The following is a 25691-nucleotide window of genomic DNA, read 5'->3' as shown; positions in this document are numbered from 1 at the left end:
TCTCCGCATCTCATTTGCGGAGAGCCTTTTCCATGGAAAAAAGACGCCGATATTGGCGTCTTTTTTTGTAATTTATGACATCAGACGTTGGCCTGATTGAAGTTCATACATCTTTTTGTAGAGCCCGTCTTGTTTCAATAACGATTGATGATTACCTCGTTCGACGATTTCACCACGATGGAGGACGAGTATCAAGTCGGCATCTTGAATTGTCGAGAGTCGGTGTGCGATGGCAATCGTCGTCCGACCACGTCTCATCCGCTCGAGGGCGAGTTGAACGCGCTCCTCGGTCTCAGTATCAATCGAACTCGTCGCCTCATCCAAAATCAAGATTTTCGGATCCCGGGCGACCGTCCGGGCGAACGCGAGCAATTGCCGTTCCCCGCTCGAGAACGTCGCCCCCCGTTCACCGACCGTATGCCCGTAGCCGGCCTCGAGTTTCTCGACGAACGTATGGGCTTGGACGAACTCAGCCGCTTCCCGGACTTTGTCCGAGTCGATTGTCGGGTTAAATAGTTTTAAGTTGTCCTCAATCGTCCCCGTGAACAAAAACGGGTCCTGGAGCACAAGGCCGACTTTGGCTCGAAGCTCGGCTTCCTCGAACTGCTCAATGGGATGCCCATCAATCGTGATTTGTCCTGATTGATACGGATAGAACCGAGTCAACAAGTTGATGATTGAACTCTTCCCGCTCCCAGTATGACCGACGAGGGCGACCGTCTCGCCCGGCTTGGCGACGAACGAGATATGTTTCAATACGTCGACTTCCCCGTCATAGCTGAACGTGACGTTCTCGAAACGCACTTCCCCGGAGCCAATTTCAGCCGTTCCCTCTAAGCTCTTACCTGGGGCCGGTTCATCCGTGTCCAAGACTTTGAAGACTCGGTCCGCCGAAACGACCGCCTGTTGAAATTCACTCAATCGTTGCATGATATCGAGCACGGGACGGAAGATTCGTTCGATATAGCTGATAAAGGCGTAGACGACCCCGACTTGTACTTGCTCGGTCGTTGACAAGACGCCGTAATAGCCGAGCAGCCCGATGATGGAGAAGGCGAGCAACAATTCGATGATCGGTCGCAATAACATACTGTCGAGCTTCAAGTTCCGATAACGTGCTTCTTGGTGGGCCTCGTTCGTCTCTTCGAATTGGCGGACAAGCCGCTCTTCTTGACGGAACTGTTGAACGATTCCCATCCCGTTAATCGACTCATTCAACTGTCCGTTCAATTGTGACAGCAGATCTCGTACTTGGGCGAAGTACTTCGTCGAGTAGCGACGATACACCCAGATGATGAGCCAGAACAATGGCACGAGCACAAGCCCCATCGTTGCGAGCGTCGGTTCGAGGATATAAAGGAACACGTATGTCCCGAGCAGCTGCACGGCCGATTGGACGAACGTGCTCATCACCCCGACGTACAGCTCCTTGACCGCCTCGGTGTCGTTCGTAATCCGCGAGACGAGTACGCCTGCTGGCGTCCGGTCGAAATAGGCGAGTCGCATGCCCATGACGTGACGGAAAATATCCATCCGAATGTTTTGAACGATTTTCAAGGCAATCTTTTGGAATGAAATCGACTGTAAATAGTCGAAGATGATCGCCGACACATGCAAGACCAAATAAACGACGAGTAATGTGACGACCCAGTTCGTCGGATAGACGCCTGGCGTCACGAACTCATCAATAAAGACCTTGATTAAAAACGGTCCCGCGAGCTTCGCACCGGTGGCGAGCAACAAGAAGACGAATGCGAGACTGAGTGGGCGTGAGTAACGATTCGTATACGCCAATAGACGTTTGATGACCGCCCATTCCTGAACGTCATGCTTCATGGTGGCCACCCCCTTCTACGATTGCTTCGAGCTGTTGACGATCATACGTATCTTTGTACCATCCCGGTTCGCGAATCAAGTCCTGATGCCGGCCCCGTTGGATGATACGACCGTCTTCGAGAACGAGAATCTCGTCGGCGTGCTCGACTGCGGACAGTCGGTGCGCGACAATCAACCGAGATTGATCGGGATTCCCGGCCCGGAAATGCTCGATAATCGCTTCTTCCGTCTTTGCATCGACGGCGGAGAGGGCATCGTCTAGAATCAATACGTCCGCCTCAATCATGAGCGCACGCGCAATCGAGATCCGTTGTTTTTGGCCGCCCGATAGCGTGACTCCCCGTTCGCCTACAAGCGTGGCATAACCTTCTGGTAACCGCATGATGTCATCATGCACTTCGGCGATTTTAGCCGCCTCCATAATCTCGTCAAGTTTCGCTTCCGGTTTGCCGAACGCGATATTGTTTGCAATCGAGTCGCTGAACAAGAAGTGGTCTTGCGGGACGACGGCGACCTTGTCGAGCAGAAGTGACTTTTTCACCTGTCGGATATTGATGCCCCCGATTTTAATCGTGCCGTCATGGACGTCATACTCCCGCGTCAACAGCCGAACGATTGTCGTTTTACCGGAGCCTGTCCGTCCGACAATTCCGAGCGTGCGCCCGCGTTCGATCCGGAACGACACGTCTTGTAAGACGGGTGTCTCATCATAGCGGAAAGCATGAATGTCTGCCTCAATCTCCGAATGGGCAAGTTTCGTCGCCGCCATCGGGTCATCTTGAATCTCAGGTTTGACGGCGAGCATTCGCTCGATTCGGTCATAAGACGCACGACCGCGTTCGACGATATTGAACAGCCAGCCGAACGCGAGCATCGGCCAAGTGAGCAAACTGAGATACGCCGTGAAACTGACGATTTGACCGATTGTCAGCTCGCCTTGTTCAATCAAATAGGCCCCATAGCCAATCGATAGGATATACGAGAGGCCGACGATTCCGAAGATGGTCGGGTCGTATAGGGCATCGATTTTGGCGACGCGGACGTTCTTCGCCATGACCTCGTCGGATAACTTCTCGAACGAGTCGACGTCGCGGCCGACTTCTCCGGCCGATTTCAATACCCGAACACCGCTGACGCTCTCTTGGACTTTGTCATTCAGTTCGGAGAACGCCGCCTGAGCGACCCCGAACCGATTATGTAATAGTTTGCCGTATCGTGTCGTTAACGCGACCATGATTGGCAGCGGCAACAGCGCTACGACCGTCAACTTCCAACTAATCGTCGTCACCATCGTGATGATGACGAACGTCCCCATGGTAATGCTGTCGACGAGCGTCAAAATCCCCGCACCCGCCGTCGTCGAGACGGCTTGGACATCGTTCGTCGCATGAGCCATCAAATCCCCGACCCGCGACTTCTTATAAAAACGTTGATCTAAATCAGTGAAATGGCGATAGAGCTGACTCCGCAACATCCGACCGAGCCGAATTGAAGCCCCAAAGATGAAGTACCGCCAGAAGAAGCGGGCCACATAGTTTCCGATGCCGACGGCCGCGAGCCCGCCGAGCAACATCCACAATAAATCTGTTTCGAGCGATTCTCGGTTGATCTCATCGACGATTCGGCCGATGATGCGTGGCGGCACGAGTTCGAGCGCCGCAACGAACATGAGTAGGACGATACCGAGCGCATACGTCCGCCATTCGAGCTTGAAGAACCAAGCCAATTGTTTGAATACACGAATCTGAAACACCCCCTATGTTGTCTTGAATTCAGACTATTCTTTTAGATTAGCGAAAGTTTGTTCGATTGTCTAACAAAAAATGGATACAAAAAGCACTTTGCGGGCGCAAAGTGCTTCGGTCGATCCGGTTTATTTCTTTTCGTTCTTCATTTGAACGTTCATGGCGCGCATCACTTGGTTGACTTTCTTCTGTGACGGCTTTTGACCCATTTGCATCATCAATGTACGAATCATATCTTCGTTGATCGGTGGGTTCTGTTCGAGGTAGTTCATCATGTATTTACGAGCGATAAAGAAACCGATCGCAATACCCCCGATTAGTGCTGCCACGATCAGAAGAATCCAGAATAATGTACTCAAGGCTTAACCTCCTCTACCATATGAAACATCGTTTTTTACTATACACTATATTACGCTAATTCGCTAGTCGTCTGTAAAAAAAGTGGTGACCCAAAACTCCGGGCCACCACTGATAGTAAGCGATTAAAGTGATTTGACAGCAGCGACGACGTTGTCGACCGACATGCCATATTCTTTCATGAGGAGATCCCCAGGGGCAGAGGCACCGAACTTGTCGATTCCGAGTACTTTACCGCCGAATCCGACGTATTTGTACCAGCCGAGTGTCGCGCCCGCTTCAAGCGAGACACGCTTCGTGATTGACGAAGGAAGGACCGATTCTTTGTATTCTGCTGACTGTGCTTCGAACAATTCCCACGAAGGCATCGAGACGACAGCCGCGTTCACGCCGTCAGCCGCGAGTGCTTTGCGAGCTTCGACGAGGACGTGTACTTCAGAACCTGTACCGAGGAGGAGGACGTCCGCCTCGCTCGAGTTACCGGCGACGACGTAGCCACCTTTAGCCGCTTCTTCGATCGACGTGCCTTCGAGTTCTGGCAACGCTTGACGCGTCAAGACGAGAAGTGACGGTGATGATTTCGTTGTGATTGCTTGCTTCCAAGCCGCAATCGTCTCTTTTCCGTCAGCCGGACGGAGAACAGACAAGTTTGGCATCGCACGGAAGCTCATCAAGTGCTCGACCGGTTCGTGTGTCGGGCCGTCTTCGCCGACCGCGATTGAATCGTGTGTCAAGACGAACGTCGATGGGATTCCCATGAGGGCCGCGAGTCGTACCGCTGGACGCAAATAGTCTGAGAAGACGAAGAATGTCGCGCCGTAAGGAAGGACACCACCGTGGAGTGCCATACCGTTGACGGCAGCTGCCATTGCGAATTCACGGACGCCGAACCAGATGTTGCGGCCTGCTGGATCTTCATCGAAGTCTGCAGCACCTTTAATCATCGTGTTGTTCGAGCCCGCGAGGTCAGCCGAACCACCGAAGAGTGTCGGCACCGCTTTAGCGATTGCGTTCAATACTTCACCGCTCGTTTGACGTGTTGCTTTCTTCGAACCGATTTCGAACGTCGGCAGCTCGCTGTCCCAACCTTCTGGGAGCTCGTTGTTCACTGCACGCTCGAACTGGGCACCGAGTTCAGGGTGTGCTGACTTGTAAGCTTCAACGAGTTCGTTCCAGTCCGCTTCATGCTTCGCGCCTGGCTCAACGACTTTATCGTTGAACAAGTCGTATACTTCGTTCGGTACGTAGAAGTTTTCGCCTTCCCACTTGTAGAACTGCTTCGTGAGCTCGATTTCAGCTTCGCCGAGTGGCGCGCCGTGTGAGGCCGATTTCCCTGACTTGTTCGGTGAACCGAAACCGATGACCGTCTTCACTTCGATGAGGGTCGGTTTCGACGTTTCCGCCTTCGCTTCGTCGATTGCTTTCGCGATTGTATCGATGTCCGTGCCATCTTCAACGCGAATCACTTGCCAGCCGTAAGCGTTGAAACGATCTTCGACACTTTCTGAGAACGACTTGTGAAGGTCGCCATCGAGTGAGATGTCGTTTGAATCATAAAGGACGACGAGCTTTCCGAGTTTCAAGTGACCAGCGAGTGAGGCAGCTTCTGCCGACACGCCTTCCATCAAGTCACCGTCTCCGCAAATCCCGTATGTGAAGTGGTCAACCACTTTGAACTCATCACGGTTGTAAGTCGCTTCCAAATGCTTTTCAGCCATCGCCATACCGACTGCCATGGCAATCCCTTGGCCAAGCGGTCCAGTCGTCGCGTCGACACCAGCCGTGTGACGGTACTCTGGGTGTCCAGGCGTCTTCGAATCCATTTGACGGAACGATTTGAGGTCGTCGAGTGAAAGGTCGTAACCAGATAAGTGAAGAAGCGAGTACAAGAGCATCGAACCGTGTCCCGCTGAAAGAACGAACCGATCGCGGTTGAACCAGTTCGGGTTTTTCGGGTTGTGACGCATCTTATCCGTCCAAAGTGTGAACGCCATCGGAGCCGCACCCATCGGCATCCCCGGGTGACCAGAGTTCGCTTTTTGGACCGCATCAATCGAGAGCGTCCGAATCGAGTTAATCGCTAATAATTCTTTAGTAGTTGTTTCCACTAATTTCATCCTCTCTGTTGTTACAAAGTTTCTACCCGTCATATTTTAGCATACTCATTCGTGTGTCACAACTAATTAATTAGTATAACACATTAGATGGAATCGTTTACTTCCTTTCGTCCAAAATCAGTCCATTAAGTCCCCCTGATCGCCGTTCGCGTATAACAAACATGCACACCCTATATGAAATAGGATGTGCATTCGTGGTCACTCCGAGCGATGTCGTTTCTGCTCGTCTTTCAATTTTTCAGGCGTTACGTCGTTCCCGTCCGGATCGACGACCTTCATCCCCATCATTTGCGATTTGAATGATTGGCGGAACGCTTGCAAATATTGTTGGCGCAGCGCTTGCTGCTCATCCATCTCTTCTGATGACAGTCCATCTGTCTTGGCTTTGTTGGCGAGAAAATTGATTCGCTCCAACTGTTCAGGTGCTAGCATCAGGCTCGCCCCCTCTCTACTGAATTTGTTCTTCTACTGTACAAAATCAGCGAGCAGGAATCAAGTTTCTGGCACTGATACGTGCTCCAAATAACGACGGTTCACGGTCGCTTTCGACACCTCATAGCCAAAACCACGTAGCGTGGCGGCAATTTCAGCGAACGTCAGTCCGCGCTCGCGCAGTTGGACAATTTCTTCGATCGGCACTTCGATTCGGCTCCGACCGCCTTGATCGTGATGTTGGATGTTGCGGTGCGGGTTGAACCCGTTCGCGACCGCCCGACGCATGCCGCGTGAGATTTTCGCATTATGGATTTTACGCTGGTATTCCTCGACGACACTGACGATTTCAAGCACCATCTTCTCGGCATCCGAGACGACGTATTCATCGGACGATTGCATCGTCAACAAGCGGACGTTATGTTTCATGAGCGTATGCAAGATGGCGATTTTCGCGTTCCCTCGTCCGAGGCGGCTGTCATCGCTCACGAGCACGGCATCGAGATTAGATGTCGAGACGTGCTCCAACAAATCGAGCAACCCCGTCCGATTGACCTCATACCCACTCTCTTGCTCACTGATCACATCGACGATTTCAGCGTCAAGACGTTTCGCCATCCGCGTCAGTTCGTCCGCTTGGCGACCGAGTGACGTCTCTTGCGTGGACTTGTTCGTCGACACGCGACAATAAATGACGACTCGCATCCCGTCACTTCCTTTCTTTCCATTCGCCCTCTACGATACACAGGTTCGGGGGCTGTTCGCAATCAGAAAAGATTATTCGGCGGCGAACCACGTCGTCTTGTCGTCTTCTTTCTCAGCGCGTTCAGCGAGAAGCTGTGCCTCGAGCGACTCGGCCTCCGTCAAGGCGACTTCTTCTTCGACGCTATGCTCGATTACTGGTTCGGTCGCGACGACTTCGACATCGTGGCGCATTTCCCCGACCATATAAAACGCGAACATTCCAAGTGCCAACATGCCGACTAAAATGATTCCATTGATTGTGTCTCTCATAACGATTACCTCCTGGGAATAAGAATACACGTTCTCGAGAACGTCTGTTCGTTTATCTGTTCTCATCATAAAACAAGAACTTCTGTTCGGTCAAGTGGAAAAAAACGAACGAATGTTTGTGCGCTCATGTGTTCTTGTGTTAAACTAAACCCATAAAGAATAGGATGCGTTCGCAGGTTATTCGACATAATCGAGGTGAAATCCATTGAAAAAAATGTCAGCAAGACAACAACAGATTCTTGATTTTATAAAAGCCGAGGTCCGGGCGAAAGGGTATCCACCTTCCGTTCGTGAAATCGGAGAGGCAGTCGGACTCGCATCGAGCTCGACCGTCCACGGCCACTTGGACCGTCTAGAGAAGCGTGGATTGATTCGACGTGACAAGACGAAGCCACGTGCCATCGAAATTTTAGATGAAGAGATGTCAGTCGTGGAAGACCATGATGCCGTCATGTACGTGCCGGTCATCGGGAAAGTCACGGCCGGTACGCCAATCACGGCAATCGAGAACGTGGAAGAGCACTTCCCGCTCCCGGCCCACGTCGTCGGTTCCGACAACGTCTACATGCTCTCGGTATCGGGAGACTCGATGATTAACGCCGGCATCTTGGATGGGGACCGTGTCCTCGTCCGCCAACAGAACACGGCCGACAATGGAGAGATTGTCGTCGCCATGACGGATGAAGGCGAAGCGACAGTGAAGCGGATTTATAAAGAAGCTTCGAAAGTCCGTCTTCAACCGGAGAACGATGAACTCGAAGCGATGTATTTCGATAACGTGTCGATTTTAGGGAAGGTCATCGGTGTATACCGTACGATTCACTAATGGCGAGTGGCAAGACACATACCCGTACGAATCTCGTGGCAATCGGTGCTCTTGCGATTGCCACGCCTTTTATTGACATCGATATTCCGACCATGTTCCTATTCGGCGCCCTAATCGGGACGTTCTGGCTCTCCCCGGACCTTGACTTAAAGTCGGACGCCTATTATCGATGGGGACCGCTTCGGGGCTTTTGGCTCCCTTATGTGAAGATTATGCCCCATCGGTCGTTATTCTCGCATTTTCCGCTCTTGAGCGATCTGATCCGGGTCATCTATCTCGGTTTCCCGCTCACGCTCGTGCTCACGTTCACGCCGTATGAGGAAGCTGTCAGATCGTGGCTCGACCTGAACGGGGCCGCATGCTTCTTCGGACTCGTTTTCGCGACGACGCTACATACGACGCTCGACTATGCGTCCACGTTCTTCAAACGTGCCTTTTAAGCCAAACATTTATGCCATACACCTAAAAGGGCAGCCCGTCTAGTAGAGACTGGGTTGCCCTTTTTGAACTGTTTATTATATAGAAGCTCAATAACTTTTATGCAACATGACATGATGTTCTGCCACTTCTCGTCCATTGACCAGCAAAACGACACGATGCTCCCCTGAATAATGCCGACGAGTCGTCAAATCTGCCCAACTGTGCATCCTGTTCGCTACAAGTCGCGCACCCCCGGGGACGATTTTGTTCGCTAGCAGAAAAGCTTTACGACTCGCTTTCCCGTTCGCTTTTATGAAATCGATGGCGTATTCGACCCGAATATAGGCGCCATCGCCTGGACGAATCGACACATCGTACTGAATCTCGCACGTCTCTCCTATGCTGAGCACGTTCGGATGTATCGAAATCGATGCGTTGACGGTCAAATCCGTTTCTTGCGTATAACCGAACAGCGTTAAGGCGTCAGGATGTGCGGATTTGATCAATGTTCGGCACGCATGTCTGATGACCCAATCGGTATGAGGATGTTCGCCTTGCCATCGACGCGAGACTTCGAGCACGGCTTCCGGGTGATCTTTCGAGATATCGTTGAGATTGTTGGCGACACTTTTCCTTACATATAATGATGGGTCTTCTTTCAATAACTCTAAAACCGCAAACACGGGAGCCGGATTTTCTCTGAACATCGGTAATGACTCCGCCCACGGAAGACGAGGACGACAGCCTTCACTTGCCAATCTTCGCACATGCTCATTCGGATGCTTGGCCCATGCCATCATGCGATCCATTACTCGCGTCGAATCACGAAGCAGAAAAGGTCTGATTGCGAATTCAGAAGACGATTTCTGCGTGAAGAGTTCGAGTGCTGACATCGAGCGTTCCCAATGTTCTTCCGCCTGTCCATACACTTCTACGAAGTCGGGAAAAAATAAATATGGAAAGCCGACACAATCGTCTGCAATTTCAACCAATACATCTATAGCTGACTCGTAGTTTTGAGGTAAGTACTCCCCGAGCTTTGTCGAAATACGGCGCATACGCCCTTTCAGCGCTAACGCTTCCCATGACTCATCTACAATCGATGCGACAAATGCTTGTATATCAAACGATGGGTACACGGATTGAATCCGTCGCCCAAATCCTAGCAAAAAATCCTCATGATATACCTCTTTCAACGGTGTGGCCACGTCTTCCATCTCCTTCAGTTTCGTCTAGTCCGCTCATCTAGCCATACATTCTTCCCCATTATATAGAACGATAGAAAAAGAGTCCTGAATGAGTTCTTCTTGCGAAGACTCGTTCAGGACTCTGATTGGTAGGGTTAACGTCCCCAGTTCATCGACTTAGTAGAGCGTCATGTACTGATCGCGTTCCCACTCTGTTACTTGCGTACGGAACATATCCCACTCGATTTCTTTCAACTCGAGGAAGTGCTCACCGATATGCTCGCCAAGCGATTCCATGACGACTTTGTCAGTACGGAGTACTTCGAGCGCGTCGAAGAGCGTAGCCGGAAGATCGTCAATCCCGTTAGCAACACGTTCTGGCTTATCCATGACGTAGATGTTGCTGTCGATTGGCTTCGGTGCTGTCATGTCTTTCTCAATTCCATCGAGACCTGCAGCCAATAGTGTGGCCAAAGCGAGGTACGGGTTTGCTGCCGGGTCGACCGAACGTACTTCGATTCGAGTCGAGAGACCACGGGCCGCTGGTACACGAACGAGTGGTGAACGGTTGCGCGCGCTCCATGCTACGTAGCAAGGTGCTTCATAACCAGGAACGAGACGCTTGTACGAGTTGACAGTCGGGTTACAAACAGCCGTGAATGCACGGGCATGCTCGAGAATCCCTGCCGTGAAGGCGCGAGCCGTGTCAGAGAGTTCCATTTCGCCGTTCGGATCGTAGAAGACGTTCGTGTCACCTTTGAAGAGCGACATGTTGGCGTGCATCCCTGAACCGTTGACACCGAAGAGTGGCTTCGGCATGAACGTCGCGTGAAGACCATATTTCGCTGCAATCGTCTTGACGACGAGTTTGAACGTTTGGATGTTATCAGCCGTCGTGACCGCATCTGCGTATTTGAAGTCGATCTCGTGCTGACCTGGTGCGACTTCGTGGTGTGATGCTTCGATTTCGAAGCCCATGTTTTCGAGCTCGATGACGATCTCTTTACGGCAGTTCTCGCCGAGGTCGACCGGTGCCAAGTCGAAGTAACCGCCTTGGTCGTTAAGTTCGAGTGTCGGTTGGCCGTTCAAGTCTTTCTTGAAGAGGAAGAACTCAGGCTCTGGTCCGACGTTGAATGCTGTGAAACCGAGCTTCTGCATGCGCTCGAGGTTACGCTTCAAATTGCCGCGCGGGTCACCGCTGAACGGTTTTCCGTCCGGAGTATAAATATCACAAATCAAGCGAGCGACTTTACCGCTGCCGTCTGTCCACGGGAAGACAACCCATGTGTCAAGGTCTGGATAGAGGTTCATGTCTGATTCCTCGATGCGTACGAACCCTTCGATTGAAGAACCATCGAACATCATCTTGTTATCAAGTGCTTTGTCCAATTGGCTGATCGGAACCTCGACGTTTTTAATCGTACCGAGGATATCCGTGAATTGAAGACGAATAAAGCGTACGTCCTCTTCTTGTGCGATGCGTTTGATGTCTTCTTTCGTGAACGTTTTTCTGGCCATGGTGAAATGTCCCCTCTCACATTGTGTAATGGTTAGTGTACTGGCGTCATCGATAAAAACGTGACAGCTCACCTTGAATGAGCGACGTCTTATTGAAACGGCCAGCTTCTTGAAGCTGTGTTTTCAATAATTTGTGTAACTCTTGTTCAGAGATCTTCGGTGCTTCATCGACCGGCGCCTTTAGTGATTCCGCGTCTTTAGCGTCGCTGTTATCGAGCATATGACGAATCGCCGCCAAGTTGAAGCCTTGATCGATAAAATCCTTGATCGTGAGTAGACGTTCGACATCATTAAAGGAATAGAGCCGTCGTTTCGATTCCGTCCGACTAGGCGAAATCAGACCCTGTTCTTCATAGTACCGAATCTGCCTACCTGTCAGCTGGGTCAAATCTTGAACGATTCCAATCGGAAACAACGGGTTGGAGCGACGAAATTGATCGGCCATCTCTTACCCCTCCTTTTCTGTCTCACACTGTGAGAATAATACATGACAACTTACCTGTCAATAGATGTTAAGAAAGTTAACATGACATTTCGGTTACAACTTCTGTGAGATATTGTCACGGTCAAATGTGACGAGCTCTTTCGTCCGCAATTGGCTCAAGGCAAGCATGAGCGCGACCTTGACGTGGGCGTAAGTTAATCCGCCTTGAACGTAGGCCGTGTAAGGCGCGCGGAGCGGACCGTCGGCCGACAATTCAATCGACGAGCCTTGAATGAACGTCCCGGCTGCCATGATAACGTCATCCTCATACCCCGGCATATAGGCCGGTACCGGTAACGCATGCGCATTGACCGGCGACGCCATCTGGATGCTCTGACAGAACGCAATCATCTTGTCGCGGTCGCGGAACGTCACCGATTGAATCAAATCGGTCCGGGGCGTCGTATAATGCGGATCGGTCTCGAAACCGAGCAATCCGAGCAGGCTCGCCGTCAAGTGCGCCCCTTTCAAGGCTTGGGCGACTGTGTGCGGCGCCATATAAAACCCTTGATACATCTCTTGGAGCGAATAGAGTGACGGACCGGCCTCGCTTCCGATGCCAGGTGTCGTCATGCGGAACGAGCAGCGTTCGACGAGTTCTTTCGTCCCGGCGATATAGCCACCCGTCTTCGCCAAGCCGCCACCCGGGTTTTTGATGAGTGAGCCGGCCATGAGATCAGCCCCGACGTGGGTCGGTTCAATCGTCTCGACGAACTCACCGTAACAGTTGTCGACGAAGACGAAGACGTGCGGGTGTGCCGCTTTGATTTTCGCGATTGCCTCCCCGATTTCTTGGACCGGAATGCTGCGTCGGTTGGCGTAACCTTTCGAGCGCTGGATGCCAACGAGCTTCGTCTCAGGGCGAATCCGTGCGATGACGGTCTCGACATCGATCTGGTCGTCTTTCAACTCGACCGTGTCGTAGCCGACACCAAGTTCTTTGAGCGACCCACGGCCGTCTCCCCGAATCCCGACAATCTCTTCGAGCGTGTCGTACGGCTTGCCGGTAATATAAAGCAGTTCATCCCCTGGCAACAACACACCGAACAAGACGATCCCGATGGCGTGCGTCCCAGAGATGATTTGCGGGCGGCACAGGGCGAGGTCCGCCCCGAACACGTCAGCATAAATCGACTCGAGCGTGTCGCGTCCAATATCGTCATAGCCGTACCCGGTCGTCGGATTGAAATGAAAGTCCGACACTTTATGCTTCTTAAACGACTCGAGGACACGGTATTGGTTGAACTCCGCTGTCGCCTCGATCGTTTCAAAATATGGTTTTACCCGCGCTTCCGCCTCGGTCACGAACGGGGCCAATTCATCATAATACGCAATCTTTTCTTGCCACATCATTGTTTCACACCTCAAATTGTTTCAGCGTCGCATATAGACGCGTGTCTTCTCTCATATATCCAACGAGTTCGACCGAACCGTCATCGAGGAACTTCTCCTCGAGACGATACATCGAATCTTTGGCCGGATGGTAATGCTCGAACGAGCGGACCGGCAAGATGACGTGTACTTTCGTCAACACATCCGCAATCTTATCTTCGATCGCGCCGATGAGCGTCTCGATATCGTTCGAGTCGAGCGCCGAGATGACGAGCGGTCCGCCGACGAAGTCTTCGGTCAACCGGTCTTTCTTATTGTATACCTCGAGCTGCGGCAACTCACTCGCGCCGAGTTCCGTTAAGACCGAGTTGGTCGTGTCGATCTGGTTCATGTAGTGCGGGTTTGACGAATCGATGACGTGCAAGACGAGGTCAGCCCCGAGCACTTCCTCGAGCGTCGAGCGGAACGCGGCGACGAGTTTCGTCGGCAAGTCGCGAATAAATCCGACCGTATCCGTGATGAGCACTTTCCCGCCGCGCGGCAATTCGAGCTCACGCGTGAGCGGATCGAGCGTCGCGAACAATTCGTCCTGTTCGTACGTATCGGCGTCCGTCAAGCGGTTGAAAATCGTTGATTTTCCGGCGTTCGTATATCCGACGAGCGCGACTTGGAACACACGGTTCTCTTTCCGACGTTCGCGGTAACGGTCACGGTGCGCGACGGTGCCTTCGAGATTTTTCTTAATCTCATCGATGCGGCGCTTGATGTGCCGGCGGTCCGACTCGAGTTTCGTTTCACCCGGTCCCCGTGTCCCGATTCCGCCACCGAGACGTGACAGTTGCGTGCCTTGTCCGATTAAACGCGGGAGCAGGTAGTTCATTTGGGCGAGTTCGACTTGGAGTTTCCCTTCTTTCGATTGGGCCCGTCCGGCAAAGATGTCTAGAATCAATTGCGTCCGGTCAATCAGTTTCATCTCGTCCGGGTCGTTCAGCGAGATGCGGATGTTCTTCGACTGGGCTGGCGACAGCTCGGCGTTGAAGATGACGATGTCCGGCTCGAACTGTTCGATGAGCACCGCGAGCTCCTCGACTTTCCCTTTCCCGATGAACGTGCGGCGGTCGACTTGTTGCCGTTTCTGATCGAGACGGGCGACGACCTCACCTCGTGCCGTATCGACCAATTCGACGAGTTCCCCCATCGATTGTTCATATGTCCAATCGTCGACAGTCGGTAATTGACATCCGACGATAATGACTTTCTCTCGTTGCATAAAAATCCCTCATTCCTATAAGTCTCATCCTCCATCTTACCACGAAACGGCGAATGGAGAACGTCCGTTTGTGGTACGATATGAGGAGAAGGAGGAACGTCCATGACGAAACGTAGAAAAGAGTATCCATTGCCTGAATATATCGAGGCGTACTTGTTCCATCTCGGCGCGAGCGGCCGTCAACCGTCGACGCTGAAACGCTATCGATACGACTTGATCGATGTGCACAAATACTTTCATGACCATAACGTCGAGCTCGATGCCCCGGAGGCGTGGCTCGCCGTCCCGCTCGAATCGTGGAAGACGTTCGTCAACGACTTCCTCATCGAAGAGAAGCAATACCAACAGGCGACGGTCGCCCGAATCGTCACCGTCATCAATAGCCTGACCGTCTTCTTGAATCCGCTCCGGAAAAAGATGCTCGCCTATGCCCAACCGGCTCATACGCTCACCGTCGACCAGATTGCCTTGCCGACCGAGTTCAGCAAGCTCGTCCGGACGATCCGTTCGACAAGCGGGCTGAGTGAGAACCAGCTTCAGGCGCATCCGTATCTCGTCAATCGGAACGAGCTGATCGTCACGTTGTTCTATAAATATGGACTCCGGGTGCACCATATCATCCGTCTTCGGATGAACGACCTGCATCTCGCGAGCCATGAGTTCGACGTCTATGACCGGCTCGGCAACCGGTTCACGTTGAAACTCAGTCAAGAGGACCAGACACTCCTCATGAACTATTTGGTCGACATCCCGACGCCGGTCCGTCCGCGTTGGTACTCGGACGATCCCGTCTTCGTCTCGTTCGACTTCTCCCGGATGACGTTCCGTTGGGTGTATGCGAAGAACCAGCCGAAACAGCTGACGATCGTCATGATTACGAAGATGATGCGCCAATTGAATGAACGCAGCGGTCTCAGCCGTTCGGTCACACCGTCGATGCTCCGGAACGCCCACGTCTTGAAGACGTATGCGACCGACATGACATCTCTCGAACGCATGAACGTGACGTGTATGCATAAAGAGTCATCGCTCCGGCGCTATGAGCAGGCGTATGCCGAGTTCGGTAGCGAACTCTTCGGCGAACAAATCCCAAACGAAAACCCCGCCTTGTAAAGGACGGGGTTTTGTATGTTAATGGGCCCATTCATCTCGCAACAGCCCGTACACGACGTGGTCGACGTAGCGGTCATAGAGCCACTCCGCATTGCGGAGCACCCCTTCTTCGAGGAAGCCGAACCGTTCCGGCAAGGCCCGACTCTTCACGTTTCCGGTCGCGACCCGAATCTCAATTTTATCAAGTTTTAAGTCACGGAACCCGTAATCAATGACCGTCTCGAGCGCTTGACTCATAATGCCCTTCCCTTGAAAATCTTGGCCGAGCCAATAGCCGACCGTGCCGCACTTGATCCCTCGGTCGATCTCGTTGAAACCGATCGTCCCGGCGAGCTCGCCCTGATACACAATCGCGAACGATTTCGGATAGCCGCCCGTCTCCATCAATCCTTTAATTCGCCCTTCGATGTTTTGTCGTGAATCCTCGACCGTCTCGGTGTAATCGAGCCAACCGAGCCACTCGCGAAGGTATGGCTTCGACGCCATCGTCAACTGGAACAACGCCTCCGCGTCATCGATGGTGAACATTCGTAGTTGAAGCTGGTCATTGATGTCATAGTGTAACATGTCGTTTCCCCCTCTTACTTTCCAATTATTGTGTTCTTCATCATTTTATCGTAAACTATTTGTAAATAATTTGAAAGCGGTGAAAGTATGTAAGTCGACATCATGTCATCCACCCAAAATTGAATAGTTCTGGAGGAGAGTCATGATGAAGTCGTTTTACCTGCTGCTGGTCAGTCAATGGCTGGCCAATATTGGTGACGTGCTTTATATCGTCGCCTTGATCGCTTTGTTATATCAACAGACCGGTTCCGCCCTGGCTGCGGCCAGTTTCCCGATTGCCGTCACGATCGGCATGACCGTGAGCGGTCTGTTCTTTGCCCGCGTCTTATCTCGGTTCACCCTCGGTCAGACGCTGCTCGTCACGCAACTGTTGAAGACGACCTTGCTCGGGGCCGTCATTTGGTCGGAGTCGATTCTCGTCCTCGGCCTCGTCGTGCTCATCGCCTTCTTGGATGGGTTCGCCCGTCCGGTCCAAGCGTCGTTCATCCCCCGGCTGACGACGAATCGCCAACAAGCGAACAGTCTCGTCCAAGGGTCGAATCAGTTCATCCAGCTGGCGATGTGGCCGCTCGGTACGATGGTCGTCGCTTCGTTTTCAAGCGCGATTGCCTTGACCGTCGCGTTGATGTTATTCATGCTCTCGACGCTCGTCACGCTTCGCTTCGTCCGTTCACTCGACCGCGACGTGACGGTAGAAGATGGTGAATCAGACATTTCCCTTAGAGACAGCCTCGCCATCGTGCGAACAGTACCTCATGCTCGATTAATCACGGTATTCGTCACGTTCGAGTCTTTCGTCAGCACGCTCTGGATTTCGGCGCTTTTGCTCGTCTATCTGGAACGCCACCTTAACATCGATACGGGATGGTGGGGCTCGATGAACGCAAGCTTCTTGATCAGCATGATTCTGGCCAGTGCATACTTGTATCGCGCTCAACGAAGCAGTTCGCTTGGAATCAGCTCCCTGCTGTCGGTCGGGGCGGCCTTGTTGTTCGGCGTGACGTCTCATATCGCATTCGCGCTCATCGCGCTCGCAGTTCAAGGATACGCCACCCAACTCCGTATCATCCAAACGAACACGGTGCTCCAAGAAACGTCACCTGTCTCGCAACTTCCGTACGTCTATAGCGTCCAACAGACGGCCTACACCCTCGCCTTCAGCATCGGCAGCCTGACGTTCGGAATGCTCGCGGACGGATTACCGATCGCCATCGTCTATTTGATTGGCGCAGCGTTGACCGTTCCGCTCGTCTGGCTCGGTCGGCAAATCAATTTGACGGACGATGTGATTCAATCAGCTTAATAAGAAGGCGCCTTCTCGGTCAGAGAGGGCGCCTGTTTGCTGATATGTGGACTTTTTAAGATTGCTCGTAGTAATGCTTCCCACCAAAATAGATGGTTGGGCTCCCCCGACGGATACATTTTAACCCAATCGCCGCCTCGACAGTCGGGTCCGACATCGTGATGATTTCGAGGACCGTGTCCAATCCGTATATCCGATAGTGGCAAAATGTAGCGACGTCCGGTTTGATGTACTCCCACAACTGAAAACGTGTTTCTTGGAGTTGATCGAGATAGCCTGACTTTGTATAACGAACGATTTGATTTCCTTCAAACTTGTCATGAGGCGTGATCACCACTCCATCGGTATACGATTCATCGATGACTTCCATGTATATGATGTCTTCAAAGCGGAGCTTCACGTTCACCATCTCGCTTTGCGGAGGAATCCCATTCGCCTCGAGCCGCTCACGGAAAGAGACGTTCCGTTTCCTAGAGTGGTCGAAGAGCTGTAGATTGAACGTCAGAGTCTTAGGTCCGAGGTCATAATTGAAAGCAAACACGTGCATCATCCCGTCATACAAGAACAAATCTTCAAATCTCATTGGAAACCACCTCTCCCGGATGTTTATACTGAAACACACCGTAGCCATATCCTTGCGTCAAATCGCCTCCAATGAACAATGAGACGGTTTCTGTCTCGGTCGGGATGAGGAATCGAATGCCTTCCCACTCTTCATCATGTTCCAGGAGTGACACAAGTTGATGAACAGCTTGTTCTGGTTGTCGGGAGACATCACAACTCACCTTATACGTCTTCGACCACGTCCATTTCCCACTAGATTCAATTGCATGATCGCTTCCCGTCCACTTCGCCCAAGACTCAAAATCGGATAACAGTTTATTTTTGGATAAGACGACTTGGAATGACGTAACACCGAGTGCGATTAATAAGTCCGCAATGAATGCCGCAGGGGCCTTCACTTCCGGTAACCCGAACTCTCTCCATTGGCTGTCCGGTGAGAGGCCGTACATATCCTCCATTTTCAGAGAGTATGAATCAGGGTCATGAAACGTCTGACTGTGTGCCAATAAAAAATCGAGGAAAGAAACATCGTGTCCGGCTAGCTCGATGGACACAACTTTTTCTGTATATAATTTGCGATGATACGAATTATACAAAAAGACTAGTTTTTCATTCGAATAGATGCCAATCGGTAACGTCAAATCAATCCATCGAAGCTGAAGTAATTGTGGTTTGGTAAGTTCCAAATCTAGCTCACCATAGTCAATCACGCGATAAGAACCGAGCGGCAAAACGTCTGACCAAATAGATTTGAGCAAGAACAAATCAATCGTCCGGAACGTCTGCGCATGTAGATGCTGAACATCTAAGGCATCGAAATTCAATTGGCATTCCCCTTTCCATGAACAGTGTGCTGAATCGATCACAAGTGATGTCGTATACTGAAAGAAACCTTGGAATGGAGTGATTGATGATGTCCACCCTTTCACACGAAGAAACAACCGAGTTGTTGAAAACTCTCGAAGCGCGCTTTACCACCAACCCCGAACGACATCAAGATCTCACCTGGCCCGACATCTTGACTCGTCTTCAAGCGGACGACCGTAAACTCGCCGCGCTCTCCGAAATGGAACGGACCGGCGGCGAACCCGATGTGATTCGACTTCCGAACGGGGAGCATGTCTTCTGTGACTGTTCGGTTGAAAGTCCGAGTGGTCGACGTAGCCTATGCTATGACGATGCGGCGTTAGCGGCGCGAAAGAAGAACAAACCGGTGGGGAGTGCCGTCGAGTTGGCTGAAGAGATGGGCATCGAACTACTCGACGAAGCAACGTATCGCCATCTGCAGACGCTCGGTACGTTCGACTTGAAGACGTCGAGCTGGATTGCCACCCCGGAATCGATTCGTCAAAAAGGCGGAGCCTTATTCTGCGACCGGCGCTACAACCAGATCTTCGTCTATCATAATGGCGCCGATTCGTATTATGCGGCCCGAGGATTCCGCGGAATGTTCATCCTCTAAGCAGGGCCACGTGCCTTGCTTTTTTATGTGAAGAGCCAATTGAAGACGATGGGGACATACTTGACGAAAAATAGACTGACAAATAAAATGGATAACACTTTGAATGGCCACATGAACCAGTCGTTCAACTTGCGTGTGAAAAACAAGAATAATGCATTTGCTATCAAACTTTGTGTGAGGTTCGGCTCTTCCATCATTTGAGAAAGTAGAACACCCCATCCAGGGAAGGAATCCAAACCAAACGTTGCCGAAAAATCTGGCGACGTATCGTACTTAATTCGGATGTACCACGCCATGACATAAACTGATACGAAAATCGATGCCCAAATCGTCATCCCTAAAAATAAGAAAAAGTCTTTCCACGACTCCACGTCGATGATATATATGACGATTAAAATCCCAATCCCAATTACAACATTAATAATAAACAGCGGAGAAATCGTCAGAATCGAGAATTCTTCTGCTGTCAGAAATGATCCCGCAACTGAACTTCGGCTATAATCTATCATCTTTTCCTCATCTCACTTATGTAAAGAATAATAGCATCATACAATGCTATGTAAAGTCCTATTCCCATCCCTATCCCAAGGAGCAACAGAAGCGCTCCTAAGTGCTTCGTTGTCATGCAGACTAAGATGACATGGAGCAAAATCGTTCCTACGATACTATCCACGGTCGCATCTTGCACTGAGACGGACTGTTTCGGTTTAAATAACAAATACATGCCGGCGGTAGATAAAATGATGCCTAAACCGCTGATTAAAAATAAATCAATTACTAACATCTTTCTTGTTACTCCTTTTTATATAAACTCGGTAGTTGAAATAAAAAATAGTGAAATCCGAGTACTCTCCTGTTCAAAGTTTAGATTCAATCCTCCTAGATGTCTACCAAAATTTTCAAACAAAAACAGCATGCCCAATTCAGGCATGCTGTGGTTCATATCTCTATTTCTACAGTTTTAACCTTACGCTTGAAGCGTGACGTTCAGTTCTTCCGCGACCGCCTTGAAGGCAGCGAGCGCACGTTCGAGGTCGTCACGGGTATGTTCCGCCGTCACGATCGTCCGAATCCGAGCCTTGCCTTTCTCGACCGTCGGGAAAGCGATGCTCTGTGCGAACACGCCGTGGTCTTTCAATTTGTCCGAGAACGTGTGCGCGAGCGTCTCTTCGCCGAGCATGACCGGTGTGATCGGTGTCGTCGCATGGCCGATGTCGAAGCCGAGGTCACGAAGTCCTGATTTGAAGAACTCGGTGTTCGCCCATAACTTGTCGAACAGCTCCTCTTCTTCTTTCATGACACGGATCGCCTCACGGTTCGCCGCGACGACCGCTGGCGGGTGTGACGTCGAGAACAAGAACGGACGTCCCTTTTGAATCAAGAAGTCACGGATGTCGTTCGAGCAGGCGACGTAGCCGCCGAGGACACCAATCGCTTTCGACAACGTCCCGACTTGTAGCGCGACCCGGCCGTCGAGCCCGAAGTGGTTGACCGTACCGCGGCCGTTTTTGCCTAGCACGCCCGAGGCGTGGGCATCGTCGACCATGACCGCCGCGTCATACTTCTCGGCGAGCTCGACGATTTCTGGGAGCGGCGCGATGTTGCCGTCCATCGAGAAGACGCCGTCCGTGACGACGAGACGCGTCCGATAATCTTGCGTCTCTTTCAACGCCGCCTCTAAATCAGCGAGGTCGATGTGCTTATAGATGCGGCGAGCCGCTTTCGTCAACCGGATGCCATCGATAATCGAGGCGTGGTTGAGCGCGTCACTGATGACGACGTCCTCCGGACCGAGGAGGGCCGACAAGACGCCGAGGTTCGTCGCGAAGCCCGACTGGAACACGAGCGCCGCTTCCGTATGTTTGAACTCGGCGAGCTCGCGTTCGAACGCCTCGTGCATCTCGAACGTCCCGGCAATCGTCCGGACCGAACCTGTGCCGGCCCCGAACTGTTCGACCGCTTCAATTGCCGCTTGTTTCAAGCGCGGATGGTTGGCGAGTCCGAGATAGTTGTTCGAAGACAGCTGGACGAGCGATTTGCCGTCGATTGTGACTTCGTTCGCTTGCGCCGACTCGAGCGGCACGAGTGAGCGGAACGTGCCCGCTTGTTTCATTTCATTGACTGCTTCTGTAATATGTTCAAATGCCATATCGATTCCCCCTGTTTATGGTAATAAGACCACTTTACCGCACTTCCCGGCCCGCATGAGCTCGAAACCTTGCTCGAACTCCTCGAGCTTGAACACGTGCGTGATAATCGGTTCTACGTTCAGCTGACCTGTCGCGAGTAGCGTCGACACTTGACCCCACGTCTCATACATCTTACGTCCGGTGATGCCCTGAACGCGCACCCCTTTGAAGACGACGTCACGCGTCAAGTCGATGGCGACCGGCTTGGCTGGTAGTGACAACACATTGACGTCCCCGCCGGCCGTGACCATCTTGAACGCCTGGTCGATGGCGACCGGATGCCCGCTCATCTCACAGACGACATCGATGCCGTCCCCATCGGTCTGATCCATGATCAGCTCGAGCGGATTTTGCTCGAGGCTATTGATGACGACGTCCGCCCCCATGTCTTCGGCGAGCTTCAACCGGTACGGGTTGACGTCAATCGCATAGACGCGGCTCGCGCCCGCCGCCTTGGCGACGCCGACGGCCATGAGGCCAATCGGGCCGCAGCCGACGATAGCGACCGACTTGGCCGACACGTCACTCGCGAGCACTGTATGGACGGCGTTTCCGAGCGGCTCTTGAATCGAGGCGAGCTTGGCCGGCATCGACTCTGGGTTGACCCACAAGTTCTCTTCGGGCATGACGACATATTCAGCGAAACAGCCTTGCGTGTCGACACCGATGATTTTCGTGTTCTTACAGATGTGATACTGCCCGCGCAAACACTGTTTACATTGGTGACAGACAATATGCGTCTCGGCCGATACGGTCTGTCCGACTTGGATGCGTTTCGTTCCTTCCCCGAGCGCCACGACTTCCCCCGCGAACTCGTGACCGAACACGTATGGCGGTTTGACCCGGCTCTTTGCCCAGTCGTCCCACTCATAAATGTGGACATCGGTCCCGCAAATCGATGTCGCTTTCACTTTGATTAACACTTCCCCGGCTCCTGGTGTCGGGATTGGCACTTCGACCAATTGGGCCCCGAATCCGGCCGTATGTTTTTGAATCGCTTTCATCACAGGTGTCGTTGCTTCCTTCTCTGTCGTAGACACGAGCTGTTCCATTGAAAACGTCCCCCTCTTCATCTCTTAATCGAACTTCACGTTCTCTTTCATCTTGTCATAAAATGACGAACCTGAGAAGATAGAACGTCGATTTTCCAGACAAAAAAGAGAAGCCATCCGCGCCGATGGCTTCTCTTACAAGAATAGGACCTATGTCCCGACCGCAAGCTCATCTTGGTTCGATGATGAGCTTGATTGCCGTTCGTTCTTCTCCGTCAATCATAATATCGGTGAACGCAGGGATGCAAATCAAATCCAGCCCGCTCGGCGCGACGAAACCACGCGCGATCGCGACCGCTTTGATGGATTGATTGAGCGCTCCAGCGCCGATTGCTTGAATCTCACACGTTCCTTTTTCACGAAGTACGCCAGCGAGTGCACCCGCCACGGAGTTAGGATTCGATTTTGCCGAAACTTTGAGTACGTCCATTCTTGTTTCCCCCTCGGGTAGGTTGTTCAATCAAACCATACGGTCTGATCATCTAGGTGTATGCGTTCGATTTTCGTGGCTCGTTTCGATTGGTCATCGATTGTGATTAAAACTCCATTTAGTTGTTCCCGTCCCTCGGCAACTTCAAACCGGACCGGGAGCTGGGTGATGAATTTTCTTAAGACGACCTCGGCATCCATGCCGAGCACCCCGTCGAGCGGACCCGTCATCCCGACGTCGGTGATGTACGCCGTGCCGTTTTGTAGGATGCGGTTGTCAGCCGTCTGGACGTGCGTATGGGTGCCGACGACGGCTTGGACGCGTCCGTCAAGGTGATACCCCATCGCAATCTTCTCACTCGTCGCCTCGGCGTGCATGTCAACGAAAATCGCGTCGACCTCGCCGCGAATCTCTTCGACGAGGGCGTCGACGGTACGGAACGGACAGTCGAGCGACGGCAAGAACACCGTGCCCATCGCGTTGATGACGGCGAGCTTCTTCCCGCCTTGTTTCAACACCATCATCCCGACACCCGGCGTGCCGTCAGGATAGTTGGCCGGACGGACGATGCGGTCAGCATCATCGATCCAGTCAAAGATGTCACGGTTGTCCCAAGTATGATTCCCCATCGTCACGCCATGGAACCCAAGCTCAAGAAATTGTTGATAGATTTTTTTTGTGATACCGCGCCCGTTGGCTGCGTTTTCACCGTTGACGAGCATGAACGTCGGGCTATATTTGCTTTTTAAGCGTCCGATTTGGGCGCTCAAGATGTCGCGACCTGGTTTTCCGACCACGTCGCCGATAAATAAGATTTTCATAGTCTTGTCCTCCTCCAATAGAAAAAGCGGAGAATGTCTCCGCTCTTGTTACTTCGCATAATCGACGGCACGCGTTTCGCGAATGACCGTCACTTTGATTTGGCCTGGATAGTCAAGCTCATCTTCGATCCGTTTACAGATGTCGCGGGCCATCTTGTTCGCCACGACGTCATCGACGACGTCTGGGCGGACGATGATCCGGACTTCACGTCCCGCTTGGATGGCATATGACTTCTCGACTCCTTCGAACGACTCACAGATCGCTTCGAGGCGCTCAAGGCGTCGGATATAGCTTTCGAGCGTCTCTTGACGGGCTCCTGGACGCGCCGCTGACAAGGCGTCCGCCGCTGCGACGAGAACCGCGATCGTCGATGTCGCTTCGACGTCCCCATGGTGCGAGGCAATCGAGTTGATGACGACCGGATGCTCTTTGTACTTCGTGGCGAGCTCGACACCAATCTCGACGTGGCTGCCTTCGACTTCATGATCGATGGCTTTCCCGATATCGTGGAGGAGACCCGCTCGCTTGGCGAGCGTGACGTCTTCCCCGAGCTCGGCGGCCATCATGCCGGCGAGGTGGGCCACTTCGACCGAATGGGCGAGCACGTTTTGACCGTAACTCGTCCGGTAACGCATTCGACCGAGCGTCTTGACGAGGTCCGGGTGGACGCCGTGGATGCCGGCTGAGAATGTCGCTTCTTCCCCGTATTCACGGATGCGCTCATCGACTTCACGACGTGATTTCTCGACCATCTCTTCAATGCGGGCCGGATGGATCCGACCGTCTTGAACGAGTTTTTCGAGCGTCATCTTGGCGATTTCACGACGGACCGGGTCAAATCCAGACAGGATGACCGCTTCCGGCGTGTCATCGATGATGAGGTCGATGCCGGTGAGTGTCTCGAGCGTGCGGATGTTACGTCCTTCACGTCCGATGATGCGCCCTTTCATCTCATCACTCGGCAAGTTGACGACTGATACGGTCGTCTCGGCGACGTGTTCGGCCGCATAACGTTGCATCGTGAGAGACAAGAGGTGTTTCGCTTTTTTATCAGCTTCTAATTTTGCTTTTTGCTCGATTTCTTTTTGAAGGAGAGCAGCATCGTGAAGCGCTTCCTGCTTCGCTTCGTCCATGATGATGGTCCGTGCTTCTTCTTTCGACAAGGCTGCCACGCGTACTAGTTCTTGGCGTGCCTCCTCATATAATTCCTCCACTTTGCTCTCGAGCGTTTCCGCTTCACGCTTCCGTTTCGCGAGTGCAGCCTCACGTTCATCCAAGGCGTCTTCTTTCCGTTCAAGCATGTCTGCTTTCCGGTCGAGAAGCTCTTCCTTTTGGACGAAACGATTTTCTTTCACTTTCTGCTCTTCACGTCGTTCGCGCAATTCTTGTTCGGTTTCATTGCGAAGTTGAATCATCTCTTCTTTTACTTCAAGCCGTGCTTCTTTTTGCATCGCTTCCGATTGTTGTCGCGCTTGCTCTACAATCTTGGTCGCTTCCGTCTCGGCACCTTGAATCTTCGCTTCGGCGATCGATTTACGCACAAAAAAACCTGCAACAAAAGCTATCGGCAAAAGGAGGATCAGAATAAGCTCTAATAGCCATTCCATCATGTTCACCTCCCTTTCGCAAGGATATTTTATTTTTTCATGAA

General features: G+C 52.1%; 27 protein-coding genes. 5 read left to right on the top strand and 22 right to left on the bottom strand.

Features of this window, described 5'->3' with window-relative positions; all coding sequences use genetic code 11:
• Nucleotides 1-72 precede the first annotated feature (72 nt).
• The 7 genes from KNP85_RS07375 to KNP85_RS07345 form a co-directional block, all read right to left on the bottom strand.
• Entirely contained in the window at nt 73-1836 is a 1764-nt protein-coding gene (locus KNP85_RS07375) for an ABC transporter ATP-binding protein (RefSeq protein WP_021067582.1), read from the bottom strand.
• Nucleotides 1826-3580, bottom strand: coding sequence for an ABC transporter transmembrane domain-containing protein (locus tag KNP85_RS07370; RefSeq protein ID WP_029595352.1), 1755 nt, complete (start codon nt 3578-3580; stop codon nt 1826-1828). The genes KNP85_RS07375 and KNP85_RS07370 overlap by 11 nt, the downstream gene beginning before the upstream one ends.
• 129 nt (nt 3581-3709) lie before the next feature.
• Entirely contained in the window at nt 3710-3940 is a 231-nt protein-coding gene (locus KNP85_RS07365; RefSeq protein ID WP_021067584.1) for a YneF family protein, read from the bottom strand.
• A gap of 123 nt (nt 3941-4063) precedes the next feature.
• Nucleotides 4064-6055: a transketolase gene (tkt, locus tag KNP85_RS07360; RefSeq protein WP_214802512.1), complete on the bottom strand. Its 1992-nt coding sequence runs from the start codon at nt 6053-6055 to the stop codon at nt 4064-4066.
• A 198-nt stretch (nt 6056-6253) separates the two neighbouring features.
• Nucleotides 6254-6487, bottom strand: a complete 234-nt coding sequence (locus tag KNP85_RS07355) for a DUF896 domain-containing protein (RefSeq protein ID WP_021067586.1) — start codon at nt 6485-6487, stop codon at nt 6254-6256.
• Nucleotides 6488-6547: 60 nt separating this feature from the next.
• Nucleotides 6548-7192 (bottom strand): YneB family resolvase-like protein, encoded by a 645-nt coding sequence (locus tag KNP85_RS07350; RefSeq protein WP_021067587.1) that lies wholly within the window; start codon nt 7190-7192, stop codon nt 6548-6550.
• 72 nt (nt 7193-7264) lie between these two features.
• Nucleotides 7265-7501, bottom strand: coding sequence for a hypothetical protein (locus KNP85_RS07345; RefSeq protein WP_029595350.1), 237 nt, complete (start codon nt 7499-7501; stop codon nt 7265-7267).
• A 205-nt stretch (nt 7502-7706) separates the two neighbouring features.
• Here KNP85_RS07345 and lexA point away from each other — a divergent pair, with 205 nt between their 5' ends.
• Both lexA and KNP85_RS07335 read left to right on the top strand, forming a co-directional pair.
• Nucleotides 7707-8327 (top strand): transcriptional repressor LexA, encoded by a 621-nt coding sequence (gene lexA, locus KNP85_RS07340; protein ID WP_021067589.1) that lies wholly within the window; start codon nt 7707-7709, stop codon nt 8325-8327.
• Entirely contained in the window at nt 8327-8767 is a 441-nt protein-coding gene (locus KNP85_RS07335) for a metal-binding protein (RefSeq protein ID WP_214802508.1), read from the top strand. The genes lexA and KNP85_RS07335 overlap by 1 nt, the downstream gene beginning before the upstream one ends.
• A gap of 87 nt (nt 8768-8854) precedes the next feature.
• Here the strand turns inward: KNP85_RS07335 and KNP85_RS07330 are convergent, their stop codons facing one another.
• From KNP85_RS07330 to hflX, 5 genes are all read right to left on the bottom strand, one after another.
• A complete protein-coding gene (locus KNP85_RS07330; RefSeq protein ID WP_029595348.1) occupies nt 8855-9955 on the bottom strand; it encodes a DNA alkylation repair protein in 1101 nt (366 codons plus the stop codon).
• A gap of 156 nt (nt 9956-10111) precedes the next feature.
• Nucleotides 10112-11452, bottom strand: a complete 1341-nt coding sequence (glnA, locus tag KNP85_RS07325; RefSeq protein WP_021067592.1) for a type I glutamate--ammonia ligase — start codon at nt 11450-11452, stop codon at nt 10112-10114.
• Between the two features lie 46 nt (nt 11453-11498).
• Entirely contained in the window at nt 11499-11897 is a 399-nt protein-coding gene (locus tag KNP85_RS07320; RefSeq protein ID WP_029595347.1) for a MerR family transcriptional regulator, read from the bottom strand.
• 93 nt (nt 11898-11990) lie between these two features.
• Nucleotides 11991-13286 carry a methionine gamma-lyase family protein gene (locus KNP85_RS07315; RefSeq protein ID WP_035385738.1) on the bottom strand — a complete coding sequence of 432 codons (1296 nt, stop codon included), beginning with the start codon at nt 13284-13286 and terminating at the stop codon, nt 11991-11993.
• A gap of 7 nt (nt 13287-13293) precedes the next feature.
• Nucleotides 13294-14538, bottom strand: coding sequence for a GTPase HflX (gene hflX / locus KNP85_RS07310; protein ID WP_021067595.1), 1245 nt, complete (start codon nt 14536-14538; stop codon nt 13294-13296).
• A 102-nt stretch (nt 14539-14640) separates the two neighbouring features.
• On the opposite strand from hflX, the gene KNP85_RS07305 reads away from it, so the two are divergent.
• Nucleotides 14641-15651, top strand: a complete 1011-nt coding sequence (locus KNP85_RS07305; protein WP_214802506.1) for a site-specific integrase — start codon at nt 14641-14643, stop codon at nt 15649-15651.
• 18 nt (nt 15652-15669) lie between these two features.
• On the opposite strand, the gene KNP85_RS07300 is transcribed toward KNP85_RS07305, so the two are convergent.
• Nucleotides 15670-16218, bottom strand: coding sequence for a GNAT family N-acetyltransferase (locus KNP85_RS07300; protein WP_214802503.1), 549 nt, complete (start codon nt 16216-16218; stop codon nt 15670-15672).
• Between the two features lie 142 nt (nt 16219-16360).
• Between KNP85_RS07300 and KNP85_RS07295 the strand changes: the two genes are divergently transcribed.
• On the top strand, nt 16361-17521 hold the full coding sequence (locus tag KNP85_RS07295) for an MFS transporter (protein ID WP_214802500.1): 1161 nt from the start codon (nt 16361-16363) through the stop codon (nt 17519-17521).
• Nucleotides 17522-17576: 55 nt separating this feature from the next.
• Here the strand turns inward: KNP85_RS07295 and KNP85_RS07290 are convergent, their stop codons facing one another.
• Together KNP85_RS07290 and KNP85_RS07285 are read right to left on the bottom strand one after the other, a co-directional pair.
• Complete coding sequence (locus KNP85_RS07290; RefSeq protein WP_214802497.1) at nt 17577-18104, bottom strand: hypothetical protein; 528 nt, start codon at nt 18102-18104, stop codon at nt 17577-17579.
• Nucleotides 18094-18909 (bottom strand): hypothetical protein, encoded by an 816-nt coding sequence (locus KNP85_RS07285; protein WP_214802494.1) that lies wholly within the window; start codon nt 18907-18909, stop codon nt 18094-18096. The genes KNP85_RS07290 and KNP85_RS07285 overlap by 11 nt, the downstream gene beginning before the upstream one ends.
• 89 nt (nt 18910-18998) lie before the next feature.
• Here KNP85_RS07285 and KNP85_RS07280 point away from each other — a divergent pair, with 89 nt between their 5' ends.
• Nucleotides 18999-19547: a DUF4256 domain-containing protein gene (locus tag KNP85_RS07280; RefSeq protein ID WP_058763821.1), complete on the top strand. Its 549-nt coding sequence runs from the start codon at nt 18999-19001 to the stop codon at nt 19545-19547.
• A gap of 23 nt (nt 19548-19570) precedes the next feature.
• Here KNP85_RS07280 and KNP85_RS07275 read toward each other — a convergent pair whose 3' ends face one another.
• From KNP85_RS07275 to rny, 7 genes are all read right to left on the bottom strand, one after another.
• A complete protein-coding gene (locus KNP85_RS07275; RefSeq protein ID WP_058763824.1) occupies nt 19571-20056 on the bottom strand; it encodes a hypothetical protein in 486 nt (161 codons plus the stop codon).
• On the bottom strand, nt 20053-20331 hold the full coding sequence (locus KNP85_RS07270; protein ID WP_058763825.1) for a hypothetical protein: 279 nt from the start codon (nt 20329-20331) through the stop codon (nt 20053-20055). Before KNP85_RS07270 ends, KNP85_RS07275 begins: the two co-directional genes overlap by 4 nt.
• 183 nt (nt 20332-20514) lie before the next feature.
• The gene (locus KNP85_RS07265) at nt 20515-21696 is read right to left on the bottom strand and encodes a glycine C-acetyltransferase (RefSeq protein WP_214802489.1); all 1182 of its coding nucleotides are present in this window, start codon (nt 21694-21696) and stop codon (nt 20515-20517) included.
• A gap of 15 nt (nt 21697-21711) precedes the next feature.
• Nucleotides 21712-22788, bottom strand: coding sequence for an L-threonine 3-dehydrogenase (gene tdh, locus KNP85_RS07260; protein WP_214802486.1), 1077 nt, complete (start codon nt 22786-22788; stop codon nt 21712-21714).
• Nucleotides 22789-22957: 169 nt separating this feature from the next.
• Nucleotides 22958-23218, bottom strand: coding sequence for a stage V sporulation protein S (locus tag KNP85_RS07255; RefSeq protein WP_012726477.1), 261 nt, complete (start codon nt 23216-23218; stop codon nt 22958-22960).
• A gap of 26 nt (nt 23219-23244) precedes the next feature.
• Complete coding sequence (locus KNP85_RS07250; RefSeq protein WP_131471221.1) at nt 23245-24039, bottom strand: TIGR00282 family metallophosphoesterase; 795 nt, start codon at nt 24037-24039, stop codon at nt 23245-23247.
• A gap of 48 nt (nt 24040-24087) precedes the next feature.
• Nucleotides 24088-25650: a ribonuclease Y gene (rny, locus tag KNP85_RS07245; protein WP_029595337.1), complete on the bottom strand. Its 1563-nt coding sequence runs from the start codon at nt 25648-25650 to the stop codon at nt 24088-24090.
• Nucleotides 25651-25691 lie beyond the last annotated feature (41 nt).

It is taken from the genome of Exiguobacterium sp. s194, from assembly GCF_018618275.1.
Classification (GTDB): Bacteria; Bacillota; Bacilli; order Exiguobacteriales; family Exiguobacteriaceae; genus Exiguobacterium; species Exiguobacterium chiriqhucha.
The sequence above is the reverse complement of the archived record's forward strand: the minus strand, read 5'-3'. Positions and strand labels throughout refer to the sequence as shown.